The sequence below is a fragment of the Actinoplanes italicus genome (assembly GCF_003001815.1).
Lineage (GTDB): Bacteria > Actinomycetota > Actinomycetes > Mycobacteriales > Micromonosporaceae > Actinoplanes > Actinoplanes italicus.
The window spans coordinates 16,854-31,625 of sequence record NZ_PVMZ01000020.1 but is presented as its reverse complement, the minus strand read 5'-3'; the positions used below and the strand labels follow the sequence as shown (position 1 = coordinate 31,625).

Genomic DNA, 14,772 nt, shown 5'->3' with positions numbered 1-14,772 from the left:
CGGGGTCGCGGTCCGCTGTGGCCGCGACCCCGGTGTTCTACAGTCCGTGGGTGACCGTCGATCTTCTCGCCGGCTTCGTCCGCGCCGACCGCGAACAGAACCTCGGCACCTACGGGATTCACGTCCATCGGGACGGTGAAGAGCCGGTCGAGCACCGGTTCCGCTCCGACGACCGGGTCAACCTGTACTCGGTGGCGAAGACCTTCACCGCGATCGCCGTCGGCATGGCCGAGGCCGAGGGGCGGCTCGGTCTCGACGATCGGTTCCTGGATCACTTCCCCGAGCTGCGCCCGGCGGCCGCCGACGGTTTCGATCAGGTGACCCTGCGGCACCTGCTCACCATGACCAGCGGCACCGGGCACACGTGGTTCGCGAACATGCGCGTCGACGCGGCCGATCTGCTGCACGCGATCGTCGCCGAACCGCTCGTCGCCGGACCGGGTGCGCGTTTCGCGTACACCGGATCGGGTTTCTATGCCCTCGGCCGGTTGATCGCCCGGGTGACCGGCGCCGACGTCCGTGAGTACCTGCTGCCCCGCCTCTTTCGCCCGCTCGATCTGCACAATCCCGCCTGGCACACGTGCCCGCTGGGTTTCCCGTTCGCGGAGAGTGACCTCTTCCTGAGAACGGAGGAGCTGGCACGCGTCGGCCGCCTGCTCCTGCAGGACGGCGAGTGGGAGGGGAGACAGCTGCTCCCGGCCGGGTTCATCGCCCGGATGAGCTCCATCCGGACGGACATGAAGCTCGATGGTGACGCCTACACGGACGGTTACGGTCTGGGGGTGTGGCTGGAGCCCGGTGGCGTCTACCGGATGAACGGCGCCTACGGCCAGATGGTCGTGATCGACCCGGCCCGCCGGGCGGTGGTGACGGTGACCGCCCACGGAGAGGACGGCAACGCCCAGCTGGCCGCCGTTCACGAGCTGGTCCTCGACCGGCTCTCCTGATCCCGGACTCGCCCGCCACCGGTCAGTCGGGGGCGGGGACCAGGAGGCCGAAGAGGCGCTGACCCACCATGCCTGCCGGCAGCGGGGGCGCGGTGGCGGCGACCACCCGGGCGCCGGCCTCCCAGGGCTCACCGTCCAGGAGGAGCTCGTTGTTGATCAGCTCGCCGTCGCGGTGGCAGGTGAAGACGCGCAGGGCGTGCACGGCACGGCTCAGCGGGACCTCGCGGAGTTCGGTCAGGAGGCGGTCGAGCAGGGGCTCCGCCGAGGGGACGGGGTCGGCGGTGAACAGGGTCAGCTGGGCGCCCAGGCACAGGTCGAAGGCGCCGCTCGGGTGGTCGTACCGTTCCCAGCTCACCTGGTCGGCCGCGGCGCCCCGGGAGAGCAGCGCCTCGACTATCGGGTGCACCACGCCGCGTTCGAACATGACCATTGCCTGGTGGATCGCCTCGCGCCAGGTCGGGCCGACGCCGGCGCAGCTCTCGACCATCCACGGCTCGGCCATCTCGGGATGGTCGACCGCCACGTCGACCTGGGCCATCAGCACGCCGTCCATCGGGCTCGGGTGGGCGATGAGCCTGGCCGAGAACGACGCCTCATCGACGCGGAGCGTGCCCGCCTCAGGACCGTCGACCCGCAGGCCGTGCCCCTTCAGGAAGGCCGCGAAGATCGCCGCCGGGGACGGCACACCTCCGTCCCCGTCCTCGACCGGCGGGAGCGGGTCGGGGAAGGTGACCGGCCCGATCGCCAGGTCGGTCATCTGCGAGCCGGCGTGCAGTGCCTGGTTGACGGCGTGGAACTCGGCGCTGCGCAGCCCGATCCGCTCGATGTCGTCACGCCCGGCGACCTCCGCGGCGGCGGCCGCCGCCAGGTAGACGGGTTCCGAGGCGAGGGGCCGCACGGTGCCGCCGTCGAGGAAGGTGTCCGCGAGGGCCACGCCTTCCAGGACCCGGCGGCCGAAGGCGAGCGGCAGGAAGCCGATCAGTCGTTCGGCGAGCCATTCCTGAACGCCGGCGGTCCGCAGACGGCGGAACACCTCGTCGTCGCTCGGCGGCTCGGCGCCCTCGTGGAACGCGGCGACACCCACCACCACCGCCTCGTCGAAAACCCTGGACATCGCGCGAGCGTACCCGTCAGTTGATCACCTGGTGGTACCGGCGGCGGGACCGACGTGGTGGTCCAGCCAGTCGCGCAGCGGGCGGCTGGTGCGGAGGAAGGCGACGATGCGGTCCTTCGCCTCGGCCGTGCCCATCCAGGGGGCGGGCTCCCAGTCCTGCCAGGTGGTCAGTCCCTTGTGGCGCAGCAGCTCGATACGGGGGTGGTCCTTCGGGTAGCCGCGCGGGGCCGTCTTGAGGGTGCCGTGGCCGTGCACCGCGACGCCGGCCTTCTCGATCTTCGCGATCAGGCCGGGCAGCGACGGGCCAAGACGCGGATCGGCGATCGTACGGCGGTAGCGTTCCAGCTGGTCGGGAGCCATCTGGTACATGCCGCAGCCGGCGGCCAGCCCGTCCGCCGAGAGCTGTATGTAGCCGCCGGATTCGAGCCACATGCCGAGATGGTTCTTGTACGGGGTCTTGTCGTTGCTGAAGCGCACGTCGCGGTAGGGCCGGAAGATCTTGCCGGCGCCGAACTCCGGTTCGAGCTCCGCCAGCAGCGCCAGCCCCGGTCCACGAACCTGCTTCTCGTAGAACGGCAGGTGCGCGGTCCAGTACGTCTTCGAGTTGTCGGCGGTGAGACCCTCGTAGAACTCGAGAGCCTCGCTCGGCCAGCCACGGAACGTCACACCGGAAGTCTGCCACCGCCCGCCGCGAGCACCCGGCGGGCCTGCCGGACGACGGCCAGGTCGATCATCCGGCCGCGGGCGTCGAGGCACGCCCCTCCCCCGGCGGCCTCGAACCGGTCGATCAGGTCCCGGGCGGCCGCGATCTCGTCGGCGGCCGGGGTGAAGACCTCGTGCACGACCGGGATCTGGGCGGGGTGGATGCAGGCGCGGCCGTGGAAGCCGAGACGTTTCAGGGCGAGCGTGGAGCGGCGGAGCTCGTCGAGGTCACGGAAGTCGGTGGTGACGGCGGCCGCGGGCGGTTCGATGCCGGCCGCCGCCGAGGCGAGGACGACGCTCGACCGTACGAGCAGAAGCTCTTGATCTCCGGGGTCGATCCCCAGCTCGGCACTCAGGTCGGCCTCGCCGATCTGGAGCCGGGTGACGCGCGGCGCCGCGGCGACGGCCGGCGCGGCGAGGATGGCCTGCGGGGTCTCCAGCAGGGGCACGAGACCGACCCCGGCCTGCGGATCGTGTTCGTCCAGCAACGCGGCCAGGGCGGTGATCTGCTCCAGGGACGCCTTGGCCACGACGAGTCCGCGCAGCGCGGGCGCGAGAACCGTGCGGGCGTCGGCAAGACCGGCCTCGCCGGCGTTGACGCGTACCCAGACCGGCGCGTCGGCCGGAAGCCAGCGCAGCCACTCGGCGACCGTGTAGCGGGCCGACTCCTTCTCGGCGGGCGGCACCGCGTCCTCGAGGTCGACGATCAGCGCGTCGGCGCCCCGGCGCAGCGCTGAGGCCAGCATCTTCGGCTGGTTGCCCGGCACGTACAGGAAGGATCTCATCCGATGCTCGCCGAACCGCTGAGCAGGGCGCGGGCGATGACGACGCGCTGAATGTCGTTGGTGCCCTCGCCGATCATCATGAGCGGGGCGTCCCGGTAGAGGCGTTCCACCACGAACTCCTTCGAGTAGCCGTAGCCGCCGTGCACCTGCATCGAGTTCAGTGCGCAGAAGACGGCCGCCTCGGAGGCGAAGGCCTTGGCCATGCCGGCCTCCATGTCGACGCGGTGGCCGCCGTCGGCCCGGGACGCGGCCCAGTAGACGAGCAGCCGGGCGGCCTGGACCTGCGCGGCCATTTCGGCGATCTTCAGTTGTACGGCCTGGAAGTCGCCGATCGGCTTGCCGAACGCCCTGCGCTGGCCGGCGTACCTCAGCGCCTCGTCGTAGGCGGCCTGCGCGATGCCGAGGGCCCGCGCCGCGACGTTGATCCGGCCGGTCTCCAGCCCGGACAGCACCTGTTGCATGCCCCGGCCCTCGACGCCGCCGAGCAGCTGGGACGCGGGAACGCGCACGTCGGAGAGCAGCACCTCGCACGACTCGGTGCCCTTGTAACCGAGTTTCGGCAGGTCACGCTCGACGATGAAGCCGGGCGTGCCGGCCTCGACGAGGATCACCGACATGCCCCTGTGCGCGGGCGACGCGGCCGGGTCGGTCTTGCAGAGCACCGGCAGCGGGTCGGCATGCCGCGCGTTGGTGATCCACGTCTTCCGGCCGTTCAGGACATAGAAATCACCATGTCGTACGGCCACGGTGGCGATCGACTGCAGATCGGTCCCGGCGTCCGGCTCGGTCAGGGCGATGCCGGTACGCCGCTTGCCGCTCGCCAGGCCGGGCAGGTACTTCGCCTTCTGCTCGCCGGTGCCGTGGCGCGCGATCAGCCAGCAGGACAGCGAGTGGCTGCCGAGGATGCCGGCGATCCCCATCCAGCCCTTGGCGATCTCCTCGAACGTGAGCGCGAAGCTGACCATGTCGGCGCCGAGCCCGCCGTACTCCTCGGGAACGGTCAGGCCGAACAGCCCGAGCTGCCGCATGGTCTCCACGATCTCGGCGGGATAGCGGCCGGAGTCCTCCCACTCCTGCGCCACCGGCCGGATCTCGCGGTCGACGAAGTCGCGGAGCACGTCCCGGAACATCCGCTGCTCGTTGTTGAGCTCAAAGTCCATCGTCACTCCCTGTGTCTTTCCGGCCCGTGAAAACCGGTGGGTCGGAGCCCTCGACGAGGCGTACGGGCTGGTCGCACCGGGGGTCGGGGATGCCGGTCAGGTGGGTCAGCACGATCGGGCCCTCGGTGAGACGGACCCGGGCCAGCACGAACGGCTCGCCGGTTCGGTTCACGACGGTGAAGCTGTCCACGACTCCGGTGCCGGCCGCCGGCACCTCGTCCGGACGGTGCCGGCCGCACGTCACGCAGATCGGGCGCAGGGGGTGCTGGCAGGTCCCGCAGCCGAGGCAGTGCTGGAGTCTCACCGGTCCACCCCCAGGATCACCGTGGCGTGGCTGGAGAAGATGCCGCCGGTGCCGTGCGCCAGCGCCGTCCGCGCGCCCGGGACCTGCCGGTCGCCGCAGACGCCCCGCAACTGCCGTACCGCCTCGACCAGCAGCAGCACCCCGAGCTGGCCGGGATGGCAGTAGGCGAGACCGCCCCCACCGGTGTTGTGCGGAACCGTCGCGCCGAGGCCCGCTCCCGGATCGGCGAAACCGAGCGCCTCCAGGCCGAGCGGCACCGAGATCGTGAACGAGTCGTAGAGCTGCACCACGTCGACGTCGGCCGGGACGAGTCCGGCCCGCTCGAAGGCCCTGCGGCCCGAGTCGATCGCCCCGGTGCGCAGCAGGTCCGGTGCCGTGGCCATCCCGGTGTGGGTGAGCGCCTCGCCGTAACCGAGCACCTCGACCGGCTTCTTCGGCAGGTCACGGGCCCGGTCGAGGGAGGTCATCACGATCGCGCCGCCACCGTCGGTGACGAGGCAGCAGTCCAGCCGGCCGAGCGGGCTGGAGATCATCGGCGCGGCGAGGACTTCGTCGGCGGTGAGCGGGCCCAGGCCGTACGTCCAGGCCGCCGGATTGCGGCGCGCCCGCTCCCGCGCGGCCACGGCGACTCCCGCCAGGTCGGCGCGGGTCAGGCCGTGCTCGTGCAGGTAGCGCTGGGCGACCATGGCGTAGTAGGAGATCGGATACATCGGCCGGTACGGTGCCTCGTGCTCCGCCTCGGGCGTGCCCTCGTCGTAGACGGCGTGGAGCCGGCGGCTCCGGGCCGAGCGCTGGTCCGAGGCGTACGAGATCACCACGGTGCGGCACTGACCGGCCGCGATGGCCTGGGCGGCGCGGGCCACGTACATCTCGAAGACCGCGCCGCCGGCGAACGTCGAGTCGCACCACGATGGTTGCAGGCCCAGCCAGTCGGCGAGCTGGGTCGCCGAGAAACGGGAGATGCCGTTGGTGGCGATGCCGTCGACGTCGGCGAGGGTCAGGCCGGCGTCGTCGAGTGCCCGGGTGACCGCCTGTGTCTGCAGTTCGAGGATCGTCCGGCCGGTCTTTCCCAGGTCGCACTCGGCGGCGCCGGCGATCGCGACCCCGGTCACGGCAGCGTGAGCGTGGCCGAGGCGGGCGCCACCGCGATCCGGCCGCCGCCCGCCTCCACCCGCAGGTCGAGCTCCACCCTCCCGGGTTCCTCGCGGGTCACCGTGCCGACGCAGCGGATCGTCTCGCCGGCGAAGACGAGGCTCTTGAACCGGAACGACAGGCCGATGATCACCGCGTCCGGGCCGAACCACTCGCGCAGGGCGATCGCCAGGTACGCCCCGAACACCTGGCCGTCGACGACCGGTTTCTCCAGGCCGCGTTCGCGCAGGTAGTCGGTGTCGTAGTGGAGCCGGTGCCAGTCCCAGGTCGCGCCCGCGTAGGCGATCATGTCGGGCAGCCCGATCGTCCACTCCCTTGTGAGGTCACCGTTCGACATAGATCAGCGTCTCCTCGTTGACGGCCAGGATCCGGTTCGACTGATCGGTGTAGGTGGCGACCGAGGTGACGACGAGCATCCGTTTGCCGCCGCCGGTGACGCGCTCGGTCATGCCGGCGAGCTTCCAGCGGGCGGTGATCACGTCGGCCGGGCCGACCGGCCGTTCGAACCGGTAGGAGTTGCCGCCGCGCACCAGCCTGGTGCCCGGCACGTCGAGGTGCCAGCCGTGCCCGGCGTAACCGTCGTCGTCGCGCGGCAGCCCGGCGTACTGGTTGGTCTCGCAGATCAGCGTCGGCGGGGCGACGTCCCCGGCCAGGTGCGCCGGGTCGGTGTCGCCGGTGGCCAGCGCGAAGTAGCGGATCGCGGCCCGGCCGAGCGCCTCCGGCGCGGTGTAGACACGTTCCTCGCCGATCCGGGCGGCGAGTTCCTCGGTCAGGAGAGTCATGGGAGCACCGCCGTCGGGACGGTCTCGATCAGGAACTCGGGACGCAGCAGGGCGGAGCAGACGACCGCGGTGACGACCGCGTCCGGGAAGTGCCTCTCCCGCAGCGCGGCCGTCCGAGGGTAGTCGGCGGCCGCCTCGGGAGTCACGTATTCGACCAGGTGGACGACGTTTTCGCCGGTGGCGCCGGCCTCGGCCAGAACGGTCTCGATGCTCCGGTAGACGTAGGCGGCCTGGGCGACGAGGTCGCCGTCGTGGATCGTTCGCTGGCTGACCGGGTCGAGCGCCCCGAACCCGGCGAGGAAGATCGACTTTCCGGCGCGTACGGCCGGTTTGTACGTGAGGGTGTCGTAACGGGCCCAGCCGGGATTCAACGCCTGCAGCGGTCCCGTGGCGCCGATCGCGTCGAGCGAGACCTGGGCGCCCGGCGCCACCGGGACGTCGACCAGGATCCCGGCCGCACCGGGGTGTACCGGGCCGGGCCCCAGCAGCTCCCTGCGCGGGCGGCCGCACCTCGGGTACTCGGCGCGCGTCGCGGTCGCGGTGTAGTCGACGGTCCGGACCAGGGCGCCCGTGTCCAGTCCGGCCCGCCTGAGCAGCGCCGCGATCCGTTCCAGGCTCCAACGGTACTGGTCGCGGAAGTCGCCCTCGGCCGTATGCACACTCGGCAGATAGACGATGCCGTCCGCCACCCGGATCACGTCGTCGCCGTCGACGAGCGGCTCACCGCCACCGCGATGGGTGATCACGGCGATCGCGTGTCCGGTGTCCGAGCCGATGATCGCCTCGACCGGCACGCGCGAGACCGGCGCCCGGTGGCCGCCGAGCGCCGCCGCGCGGGCGGCGTCCAGGGTGGACGGGTCGGCGAGCGCCGCGGCGGTGACGTACTCGGTCACGTGCACGATGTCCCCGACGACCACATCGAGCAGGTTGTAGCCGGCCACCGCCGGTCGGTACTCGGTCATCTCAGGCATCCTTCGATCGCGTCCAGAAGAGCCGCGGCATGGTCGACGGCCGCTTCGCCGGGGATCCCGTCGCCGACGGCCGCCCTGTCGACGCCCGCCCTGTCGACGGCATCGATGAGCGCCCCCGCGTGCGGGCCCAGGTTCGCGGCGGCCTTGGTGCGCGCTCCCCCGCCGCTGGAGCGTTCCACCCGCGCGATCCGGTCGTCACCGGCGACGATGCCGGGTGCGTCGGCGGCCACGCTGTCAGCGGCGCCGGTCACCACCGTGATGCGGGAGGCGAGCGAAAGGACGTCGGGCCGGTCGAGGTTGTCGAACGTGTCGAGGTCCACCCAGCCGTCGATCACCATGGCGGCGACACACCAGTAGACGCTGAACTTCGCCTCGTAGGCGCTACGCGGGTGGCGTTTCTCGGGACCGCCGACGATGGGGACGGCATCCGGATGCAGCGTCACCGTCAGCGCCGACGGCGGCGAGCCGGTGAACTCGCCCGCCGCGTCGATCGACGCGTGCGTCAGCTGACAGGCCGGATACGGCTTGATCCCGATCCGCGTCGTCTCCCACCGGAGCCCCAGAGCGCCGAGCAGCGCGTCGCGGTCAGGGGCGCGGCCGGTCATGGTGCGGAACAGGCCGTACTCGCCGTCGACGGCCCCGGCCGGGCCGGTGGCGCCCGCGGCGGCGAGGCGGGCGGCGAGGATGCCGTTCGCGGCGGCGGTGCCGGGGTGCAGCTGCTTGGTGCTCGCGGGGCTGTGCAGGAACTCGAGGAGTCCGCTCGCGCCGCTCGCGGCGATGCCGATGGCGTGCGCCAGGCGGGTCTCGTCGAGGCCGAGGAGCTTCCCGGCGGTGACTGCCGCGCCGATCACGCCGCACATCGAGGTGGCGTGCAGCCCGCGCGCGTGGAAGCCGTGCGGCGCCGCGGCACCGAGCCTGCAGGTCACCTCCAGGCCCGCGACCACGGCGGTGATCACGTCACTGCCGCGGGCTCCGGTCTGCTCCCCGACGGCCAGTGCCACGGGGACGTTGACCGCGCTCGCGTGGACGAGCCCACCCGCGTGGGTGTCGTCGAAGTCGAGCGCGTGCACGGCGACGGCGTTGCCGAACGCGGCGGCCACCGCGCCGACGCGCTCCCCCGTGAACAGCCGCGCCTCGGGCGGGCCACCGAGACCGCGCGCGACGGTGAGCGCGGGTTCGGCGGCACCACGTCTGATCCCGGCGACCGCACAGCCGGCAGCGTCGATCAGGTGCTCGCGCGCAGCGCCGATGACGGCCGGCGGCAACGCGGGCCAGGCCAGCCCGGCCGCCCACCGCGCCAGCACCGGAACCGCCGGCTCGTGTCGCGCGGAAAGACCGGGGTTCGCGGGCTCGAGGCTGGAGTGGCTCTCCGAGTCGCTGATCACTCGCGGTCCCCGCCGACGCCGAAGGCGCCCGAGTCACGGAGCTCCTGGAGACGGCGCGAGTCGTAGCCGAGCAGCGAGGCCACGTAGTCCAGATCTTCGCCGCGGCGCGGGGCGCGGCGGTAGGCCGGCGGCTGGTCGCCGACGCGGACCGGGGACGCGACCTGGCGTACCGTCCCGTAACGGGGGTGTTCGGTCTCCACGATCAGGCCCCGGGCCAGCGTGTGCGGATCGCGCAGCGTGGCCGCCACGTCGTTGACCGGGCCACACGGGATGCCGGCCGGTTCGAGGACGGACAGCCAGGCCTCGGTGGTCCGGGTGGCGAACGTCCTCTCCAGCAGCGGCAGCAACTCGTCGGCGTGGTTCCGCCGGCCGGCGAAGGTGGCGTAGCGGGGATCGGTCAGCCCGGGCACGTTCAGCACGGCCACCAGGCGCTGCCAGAACTTCTCCTTGGCGCAGCCGACCACGACCCAGCCGTCGGCGGACGGGAAGAGCTGGAAAGGTACGAGCGACGGGTGCGCCGAATACCGGGTGCGGACCGGCTCGAACCCGGCGTTCAGGTGCCACGCGGCCGGATAGGTCAGCATGCCGACCGCGGTGTCGAACAGGCTCAGATCGCAGTCCATGCCGTGGCCGTCGCGGCGGGCCGCGTGCACCCCGGCGAGCAGGGCGATCGCGGCTACGAAACCGCCGGAGTAGTCGACGATGGACAGGCCGGACTTGGCGGGTGGCCCGCCCGGTTCGCCGGTGAGCTCCATCCAGCCGGCCAGGCCCTGCAGGATGTAGTCGTAGCCCGGCTGCGCCGCCCGGGGGCCGGTCATGCCGAAGCCGGTCAGCGAGCAGCAGACGATGCTCGGATTGATGTGCTTCAGCTGGCCGTACGTGATGCCGATCTTCGCCGGGACGTCGCCGCGCAGGTTGGACCAGACGGCGTCGGAGTGGCGGACCAGGTCCTCGAAGACCTCGCGGCCGCCCGCGCCGGACAGGTCGAGCGACACCGAGCGCTTGCCCCGGTTGAACGTCTCGAAGAACAGCGAGTCCTCGCCGTCGGCGTACGGCGGCACGTACCGGCCCACGTCGCCGCCGGTGGACGGCTCCTCGATCTTGATGACGTCGGCTCCCAGGTCGGCCAGGTGCACCGAGCCGAACGGGCCCGCGCCGTACTGTTCGACGGCGATGATCCGGATGTCCTCGAGAGGTCTCACTGCATACCCCCGACCAGTTCGAGCAGGTGGTTCTGGGCGGCCCGGACCTCGTCGGCGGGCAGGCCGTACGAGGGCGGGGAGAGTTTGATCGCGTCGGCCAGGCCGTCGTAGGCGGCGATCCTGACGGCGCAGTCCGATGCCGTTCCGGCGATCGTGTACGCGTCGACCATCTCGTCGGGGACCAGGTCGCCGAGGGAGTCGGCGGGACGGCCGGAGCGCAGGGCCCCGGCGGCGGCCGCGCAGACGGCGCCGAATCCGGCCGTGCCGAACATCTCGGCGTAGGACCGTACCGACGCGTAGAAGCCGACCACGCCGGCGGCGCGGCGGCGGGCCACCGCCGGATCGGGATCGACCGAGCAGCAGGCAGCCGCCACGACATCGAAAGAGGCGGATCGCGCGAGGCCGGACCGCAACGCCGGGCGGATCCTGTCGCGCAGCTCGGACGGCGGGCACAGCTCGTGCGCGATCCAGCCGTCGGCGACCTCACCGGCCAGCGCCACCATGGCGGGGCCGACGCCGGCCAGGTAGACGGGGATGTGCGGGCGGACCGGCGGGTACGGCCGACGCCAGCCGCGCACCCGGATCGAGCGGACACCCCGGTGCACGATCGGTTCGCCGGTCGAGGCTCCGGCGAGGACCTTGCGGACGATCGCCACGGTGTCGCGCAGGCGGGGCACCGGGCGTTCGAACTCGGTGCCGTGCCAGTCCTGGTTGAGGCGGGCCACGCCGGTGCCGAGCCCGAGCCGGAACCGGCCCTCGGACAGTTCGTCGAGGTCGGCGGCGGCCAGGGCGGTCAGCATGGGGCTTCGTGCGAAGGCGAGCGCGATGCCCGTACCGATGCCGATGCGGTTCTGGCCCCCGGAATCCTTGCCCGTTCCGCATGCCAGGGCCGCCGCCGTGGTGAATGCGCTGCGATGCAGCTCGGGCGCCCAGACGACGCCGGCGCCGGCTGACTCGGCGGCCCGGGCGGCGGCGACCAGCTCGGCCATCGTCTCGCCCCACGGCTGCACGTCGAGTCTCATGAAGCGGGCCCGTGTCCGCGTTTGTAGGTGAGCATGGTGCGGGTCCAGGTGATGACGTCGACGCCGTCCTGGTTGAAGCCGGTGGTGAAGACCTTGACGATCCCCGCGTACGGCCGCGACTGGGACTCACGCAGGTCGAGAACCGTGGACTTCGCGTAGATCGTGTCGCCGACGAACACCGGGTGGGGCATGACGATCTGTTCCCAGCCCAGGTTGGCGAACGCGTGCTGGCTGACGTCGGGCACCGACAGGCCGGTCACGATCGCCACCGTGAGGGTGGAGTTGACCAGCAGCTTCTTGTACGGCGTCCCGGCCGCGTAGTCGGCGTTGAAGTGGCTCTGGTTGGTGTTCAGCGTCAGGAGCGTGAACCACGTGTTGTCCGTCTCGGAGATGGTGCGGCCGAGTGGATGGCGGTACGTGTCACCGACGGTGAAGTCTTCGTAATAGCGGCCGAGCATGCGGCGAAGCTAGCACTTGTTTCGCACAGTGAAAAGGTGTTTCCATTTACCGCATGCTCGAGATCTTCCTCTACCTGCACATCGTGCTCATGGTCTTCTGGCTCGGCGGCGACCTGGGAGTCTTCTATTCGAGCCGGTACGTGATCGACTCCTCGCTCACCCCCGCGGCCCGCCACACCGCGCTAAAGATCATGCTGGGGCTCGACCTCGGGCCGAAGATCTGCCTGATCCTCTTCCTGCCCAGCGGCCTGACCCTGATGTCGCTGGACGCGCACGGCGCCTCGCTGTGGGGCGTTCCGCTGCTGCCGTGGTGGCTGCTCGTGCCGATCTGGCTCGGCTCCTTCGCCTGGATCCGGCTGATGTGGACCGACCACCACGAGCCGGGGAGACATCCGGCGGTCAAGCGGGCCGACTGGGCGATCCGGATCGCCGTGGTCGCGGGCATGTCCGGCGCCGGCGTCTTCACCCTCGTCGCGGCCGAGCCGTTCGGCGTCACCACGAACCCGAAGTGGCTCGGCGGCAAGGTCGTCCTCTACGCCCTGGCCATCGCGGCCGGACTCGGCATCCGGCGGCAGCTCAAGCCGTTCGGGGCGGCGTTCTTCGGCAAGGTGATGGCCGGGACCGCGACAGCCGAGGACGACGCCGTGGTGAGGAGCAGTGTCAACGGCTGCCTCCCCTACGTCTGGGTGATCTGGGGCTCGGTGCTCCTGGCCGGACTGCTCGGAGTGGCCAAGCCCCTCGCCAACCTCTAGGGCCGGTGGCCCAGCTGGGCGGAGATGCGGCCGGCCGCGGCGAGCAGGTCGGCGACGGCCTCCTCGGTGTCCGCCTTGAACCGCAGCGCCGGCCCGGCCAGGCTGATCACGGCCACCACCCGGCCGTCGTGGTCGAAGATCGGGGCCGCGACCGACGAGGCGCCGGCCTGACGCTCGCCGAGCGAGGTCGCGTACCCCCGCTTGCGGATCGTCGCGAGGTCCTTGCGGAGCTTCGCCGGGTCGGTGATCGTCTTGTCGGTGACCGCCTCGAGCGGGTGCCGGGCCAGGTAGGCGTCGACCTCGAAGTCCGGCAGGAACGCCAGGAACGCCTTGGACGAGGCGCCGGCGTTCAGCGGGAACGGGATGCCGAGGCTGACCTCGAGACGCAGCTCCTGGCCGGGGACGACCTGGTCGACGTAGAGCCGGGTGTCGCCGCGCCGCAGCGACAGGGTGGCGGTCTCGTGGGTGCGCTCGGAGAGGTGCTTGAGCTCGGGGGCGGCCATCGCGCGCACGTCGGTGCGGGCCAGGTAGGCACGGCCGAGCGCGACCGCGGCGTGACCGAGGGCGTAGCGGCGGGTGGACGGGTCGACAGTGATCAGCTCACGGCTGCGCAGCGCGGTGAGGATGCGGTGGACGGCCGCCTTGGTCAGGCCCAGGGCGGTGGCGATCTCGGTCACGCCGAGGTCGGGCTGTTCGGTGCGCCCGAAGTAGAGCAGCACGTCCATGGCCCGCTCGACGGCCGCGATGGAGCGGGACTGGCTCTCGTCCTCGTTGGCGCCCGGTGTCGGCGTTGGCACAGCGAAACCCCCACGGAACAGGTACGGAACAAACCTTGCCGAACTCTAGCCTGCTATTTCGCGGTGCGAAACGCCGTACCGTTCCGCGGTTGACAGGCCAGCGGGCCGTCGTTACGTTCAGCGTAACAGCGTTTCTGAGAGCGAAACGGAGTGCGCGGGTGCCGGTCGACAGCACGACCTTCCGATCCGTTCTCGGACAGTGGCCGAGCGGTGTCTGTGTCGTCACCACGGTCGGCCCGCCCGATGTCGGCGGCAAACCGCGCAGGCACGGCATGACCGCCAGTTCATTCTCCTCGGTGAGCCTCGATCCGCCGATGGTCTCGGTCTGCCTCGGCAACCATCTGCCCAGCCGGGCGCTCCTGGGCGACGCGGGCAAGTTCGCGATCAGCTTCCTCGGCAAGGACCAGGCACACATCGGCCGCCGCTTCGCCGGACAGGACCGTGACGGCAACCGCACCGAGGTCGCCGACCGGTTCGCCGGCCTCGACTGGGCCATCACGCCCAACGGCTGCCCGGTGCTCAGCGAGGCGGTGGCCTGGCTGGACTGCACGGTCGCGCACGCCTACCCGGGCGGCGACCACACCATCTTCGTCGGCGAGGTCACCGAGGCGGCACTGCCCCGGATCACCGCACCGCTGCTGTTCCACTCCCGCAACTGGCGCCAGCTCTCCGACCCGCTGCCGCCCGCGGTCGCACTGACCGTGGACGTGGCCGCCGGGGACCCGCTCGCCGGCGCGCTGCGGCAGGCCGGCGCCCGGGTGCGGGGTGACTGCTTCGAGTTCACCGCGGACGCCGCGCCGTCACCGGAGGTCATCCGGGCCGCCCGCCGGTCCGGCGCCACGGTCGCCGGCTACGTGACCGACGCGTTCGACCCGGACCGCGAGGACGAGGTGCTCGCCACCGTCGACAGGCTCGTGGCCCTCGGGTGCGACGAGATCGGCTGCGCCGAGTCAGACCTGGTCCCGGCATCGCCGCTGCAGGTGCGCCGGGTGCTGCAGGACGCCGTGGTCCGGGTCCGCCCGGCCGTGCTGCGGGTGCGGCTGTCCGGCGACAACCGCCTCGCCCTGGTCAACGCCATGGTCGCGATGAAGAACGGCGTCTGCCACTTCGACGTCGCCGCCCCCGGCTCCGGTTCGTCCAGCCTGCCTCTCGCCGACCTGCTTCACCTGTCCCGCCAACTCGAGGTCGCCGGCCTGCCCGACCTCGTCCAGACCAGCCTCGTCCAGTTGAGGGAGTAAC

The 14,772-nt window shown here is 71.7% G+C and carries 17 protein-coding genes; 3 read left to right on the top strand and 14 right to left on the bottom strand.

The features are described 5' to 3' along the window. Positions 1-50: 50 nt before the first annotated feature. Positions 51-947, top strand: coding sequence for a serine hydrolase domain-containing protein (locus CLV67_RS37290; protein ID WP_106327509.1), 897 nt, complete (start codon positions 51-53; stop codon positions 945-947). Between the two features lie 22 nt (positions 948-969). Here CLV67_RS37290 and CLV67_RS37285 read toward each other — a convergent pair whose 3' ends face one another. The 13 genes from CLV67_RS37285 to CLV67_RS37225 are packed head-to-tail and all read right to left on the bottom strand — an operon-like array spanning position 970 to position 11,984. Then, entirely contained in the window at positions 970-2,061 is a 1,092-nt protein-coding gene (locus CLV67_RS37285) for a DUF6348 family protein (protein ID WP_106327178.1), read from the bottom strand. 24 nt (positions 2,062-2,085) lie between these two features. Next, on the bottom strand, positions 2,086-2,727 hold the full coding sequence (locus CLV67_RS37280) for a DUF2461 domain-containing protein (RefSeq protein WP_106327176.1): 642 nt from the start codon (positions 2,725-2,727) through the stop codon (positions 2,086-2,088). After that, positions 2,724-3,548 (bottom strand): HpcH/HpaI aldolase/citrate lyase family protein, encoded by an 825-nt coding sequence (locus CLV67_RS37275; protein ID WP_106327174.1) that lies wholly within the window; start codon positions 3,546-3,548, stop codon positions 2,724-2,726. Before CLV67_RS37275 ends, CLV67_RS37280 begins: the two co-directional genes overlap by 4 nt. Then, positions 3,545-4,708, bottom strand: coding sequence for an acyl-CoA dehydrogenase family protein (locus CLV67_RS37270; RefSeq protein WP_106327172.1), 1,164 nt, complete (start codon positions 4,706-4,708; stop codon positions 3,545-3,547). The genes CLV67_RS37275 and CLV67_RS37270 overlap by 4 nt, the downstream gene beginning before the upstream one ends. Next, positions 4,698-5,012 (bottom strand): Zn-ribbon domain-containing OB-fold protein, encoded by a 315-nt coding sequence (locus tag CLV67_RS37265; RefSeq protein WP_170154154.1) that lies wholly within the window; start codon positions 5,010-5,012, stop codon positions 4,698-4,700. The genes CLV67_RS37270 and CLV67_RS37265 overlap by 11 nt, the downstream gene beginning before the upstream one ends. Then, on the bottom strand, positions 5,009-6,124 hold the full coding sequence (locus tag CLV67_RS37260) for a thiolase C-terminal domain-containing protein (RefSeq protein ID WP_106327168.1): 1,116 nt from the start codon (positions 6,122-6,124) through the stop codon (positions 5,009-5,011). The genes CLV67_RS37265 and CLV67_RS37260 overlap by 4 nt, the downstream gene beginning before the upstream one ends. Then, positions 6,121-6,501: a MaoC/PaaZ C-terminal domain-containing protein gene (locus CLV67_RS37255; protein ID WP_106327166.1), complete on the bottom strand. Its 381-nt coding sequence runs from the start codon at positions 6,499-6,501 to the stop codon at positions 6,121-6,123. The genes CLV67_RS37260 and CLV67_RS37255 overlap by 4 nt, the downstream gene beginning before the upstream one ends. Beyond that, complete coding sequence (locus tag CLV67_RS37250; RefSeq protein WP_106327164.1) at positions 6,488-6,946, bottom strand: FAS1-like dehydratase domain-containing protein; 459 nt, start codon at positions 6,944-6,946, stop codon at positions 6,488-6,490. The genes CLV67_RS37255 and CLV67_RS37250 overlap by 14 nt, the downstream gene beginning before the upstream one ends. After that, the gene (locus CLV67_RS37245) at positions 6,943-7,908 is read right to left on the bottom strand and encodes a RidA family protein (RefSeq protein ID WP_106327162.1); all 966 of its coding nucleotides are present in this window, start codon (positions 7,906-7,908) and stop codon (positions 6,943-6,945) included. The genes CLV67_RS37250 and CLV67_RS37245 overlap by 4 nt, the downstream gene beginning before the upstream one ends. Next, complete coding sequence (locus CLV67_RS37240; protein WP_239166720.1) at positions 7,905-9,302, bottom strand: MmgE/PrpD family protein; 1,398 nt, start codon at positions 9,300-9,302, stop codon at positions 7,905-7,907. The genes CLV67_RS37245 and CLV67_RS37240 overlap by 4 nt, the downstream gene beginning before the upstream one ends. Next, positions 9,299-10,504, bottom strand: coding sequence for a CaiB/BaiF CoA transferase family protein (locus CLV67_RS37235; RefSeq protein ID WP_106327160.1), 1,206 nt, complete (start codon positions 10,502-10,504; stop codon positions 9,299-9,301). The genes CLV67_RS37240 and CLV67_RS37235 overlap by 4 nt, the downstream gene beginning before the upstream one ends. Then, on the bottom strand, positions 10,501-11,526 hold the full coding sequence (locus CLV67_RS37230; protein WP_106327158.1) for an LLM class flavin-dependent oxidoreductase: 1,026 nt from the start codon (positions 11,524-11,526) through the stop codon (positions 10,501-10,503). Before CLV67_RS37230 ends, CLV67_RS37235 begins: the two co-directional genes overlap by 4 nt. Then, on the bottom strand, positions 11,523-11,984 hold the full coding sequence (locus CLV67_RS37225) for a MaoC family dehydratase (protein ID WP_106327156.1): 462 nt from the start codon (positions 11,982-11,984) through the stop codon (positions 11,523-11,525). Before CLV67_RS37225 ends, CLV67_RS37230 begins: the two co-directional genes overlap by 4 nt. Before the next feature lie 53 nt (positions 11,985-12,037). Between CLV67_RS37225 and CLV67_RS37220 the strand changes: the two genes are divergently transcribed. Then, positions 12,038-12,736, top strand: a complete 699-nt coding sequence (locus CLV67_RS37220) for a hypothetical protein (protein WP_106327154.1) — start codon at positions 12,038-12,040, stop codon at positions 12,734-12,736. Here CLV67_RS37220 and CLV67_RS37215 read toward each other — a convergent pair. Continuing rightward, a complete protein-coding gene (locus CLV67_RS37215; RefSeq protein WP_106327152.1) occupies positions 12,733-13,533 on the bottom strand; it encodes an IclR family transcriptional regulator in 801 nt (266 codons plus the stop codon). The two genes, CLV67_RS37220 and CLV67_RS37215, sit on opposite strands and share 4 nt — an antisense overlap. Positions 13,534-13,691: 158 nt before the next feature. On the opposite strand from CLV67_RS37215, the gene CLV67_RS37210 reads away from it, so the two are divergent. Further along, the gene (locus CLV67_RS37210) at positions 13,692-14,771 is read left to right on the top strand and encodes a flavin reductase (RefSeq protein ID WP_170154153.1); all 1,080 of its coding nucleotides are present in this window, start codon (positions 13,692-13,694) and stop codon (positions 14,769-14,771) included. Position 14,772: the final 1 nt, after the last annotated feature.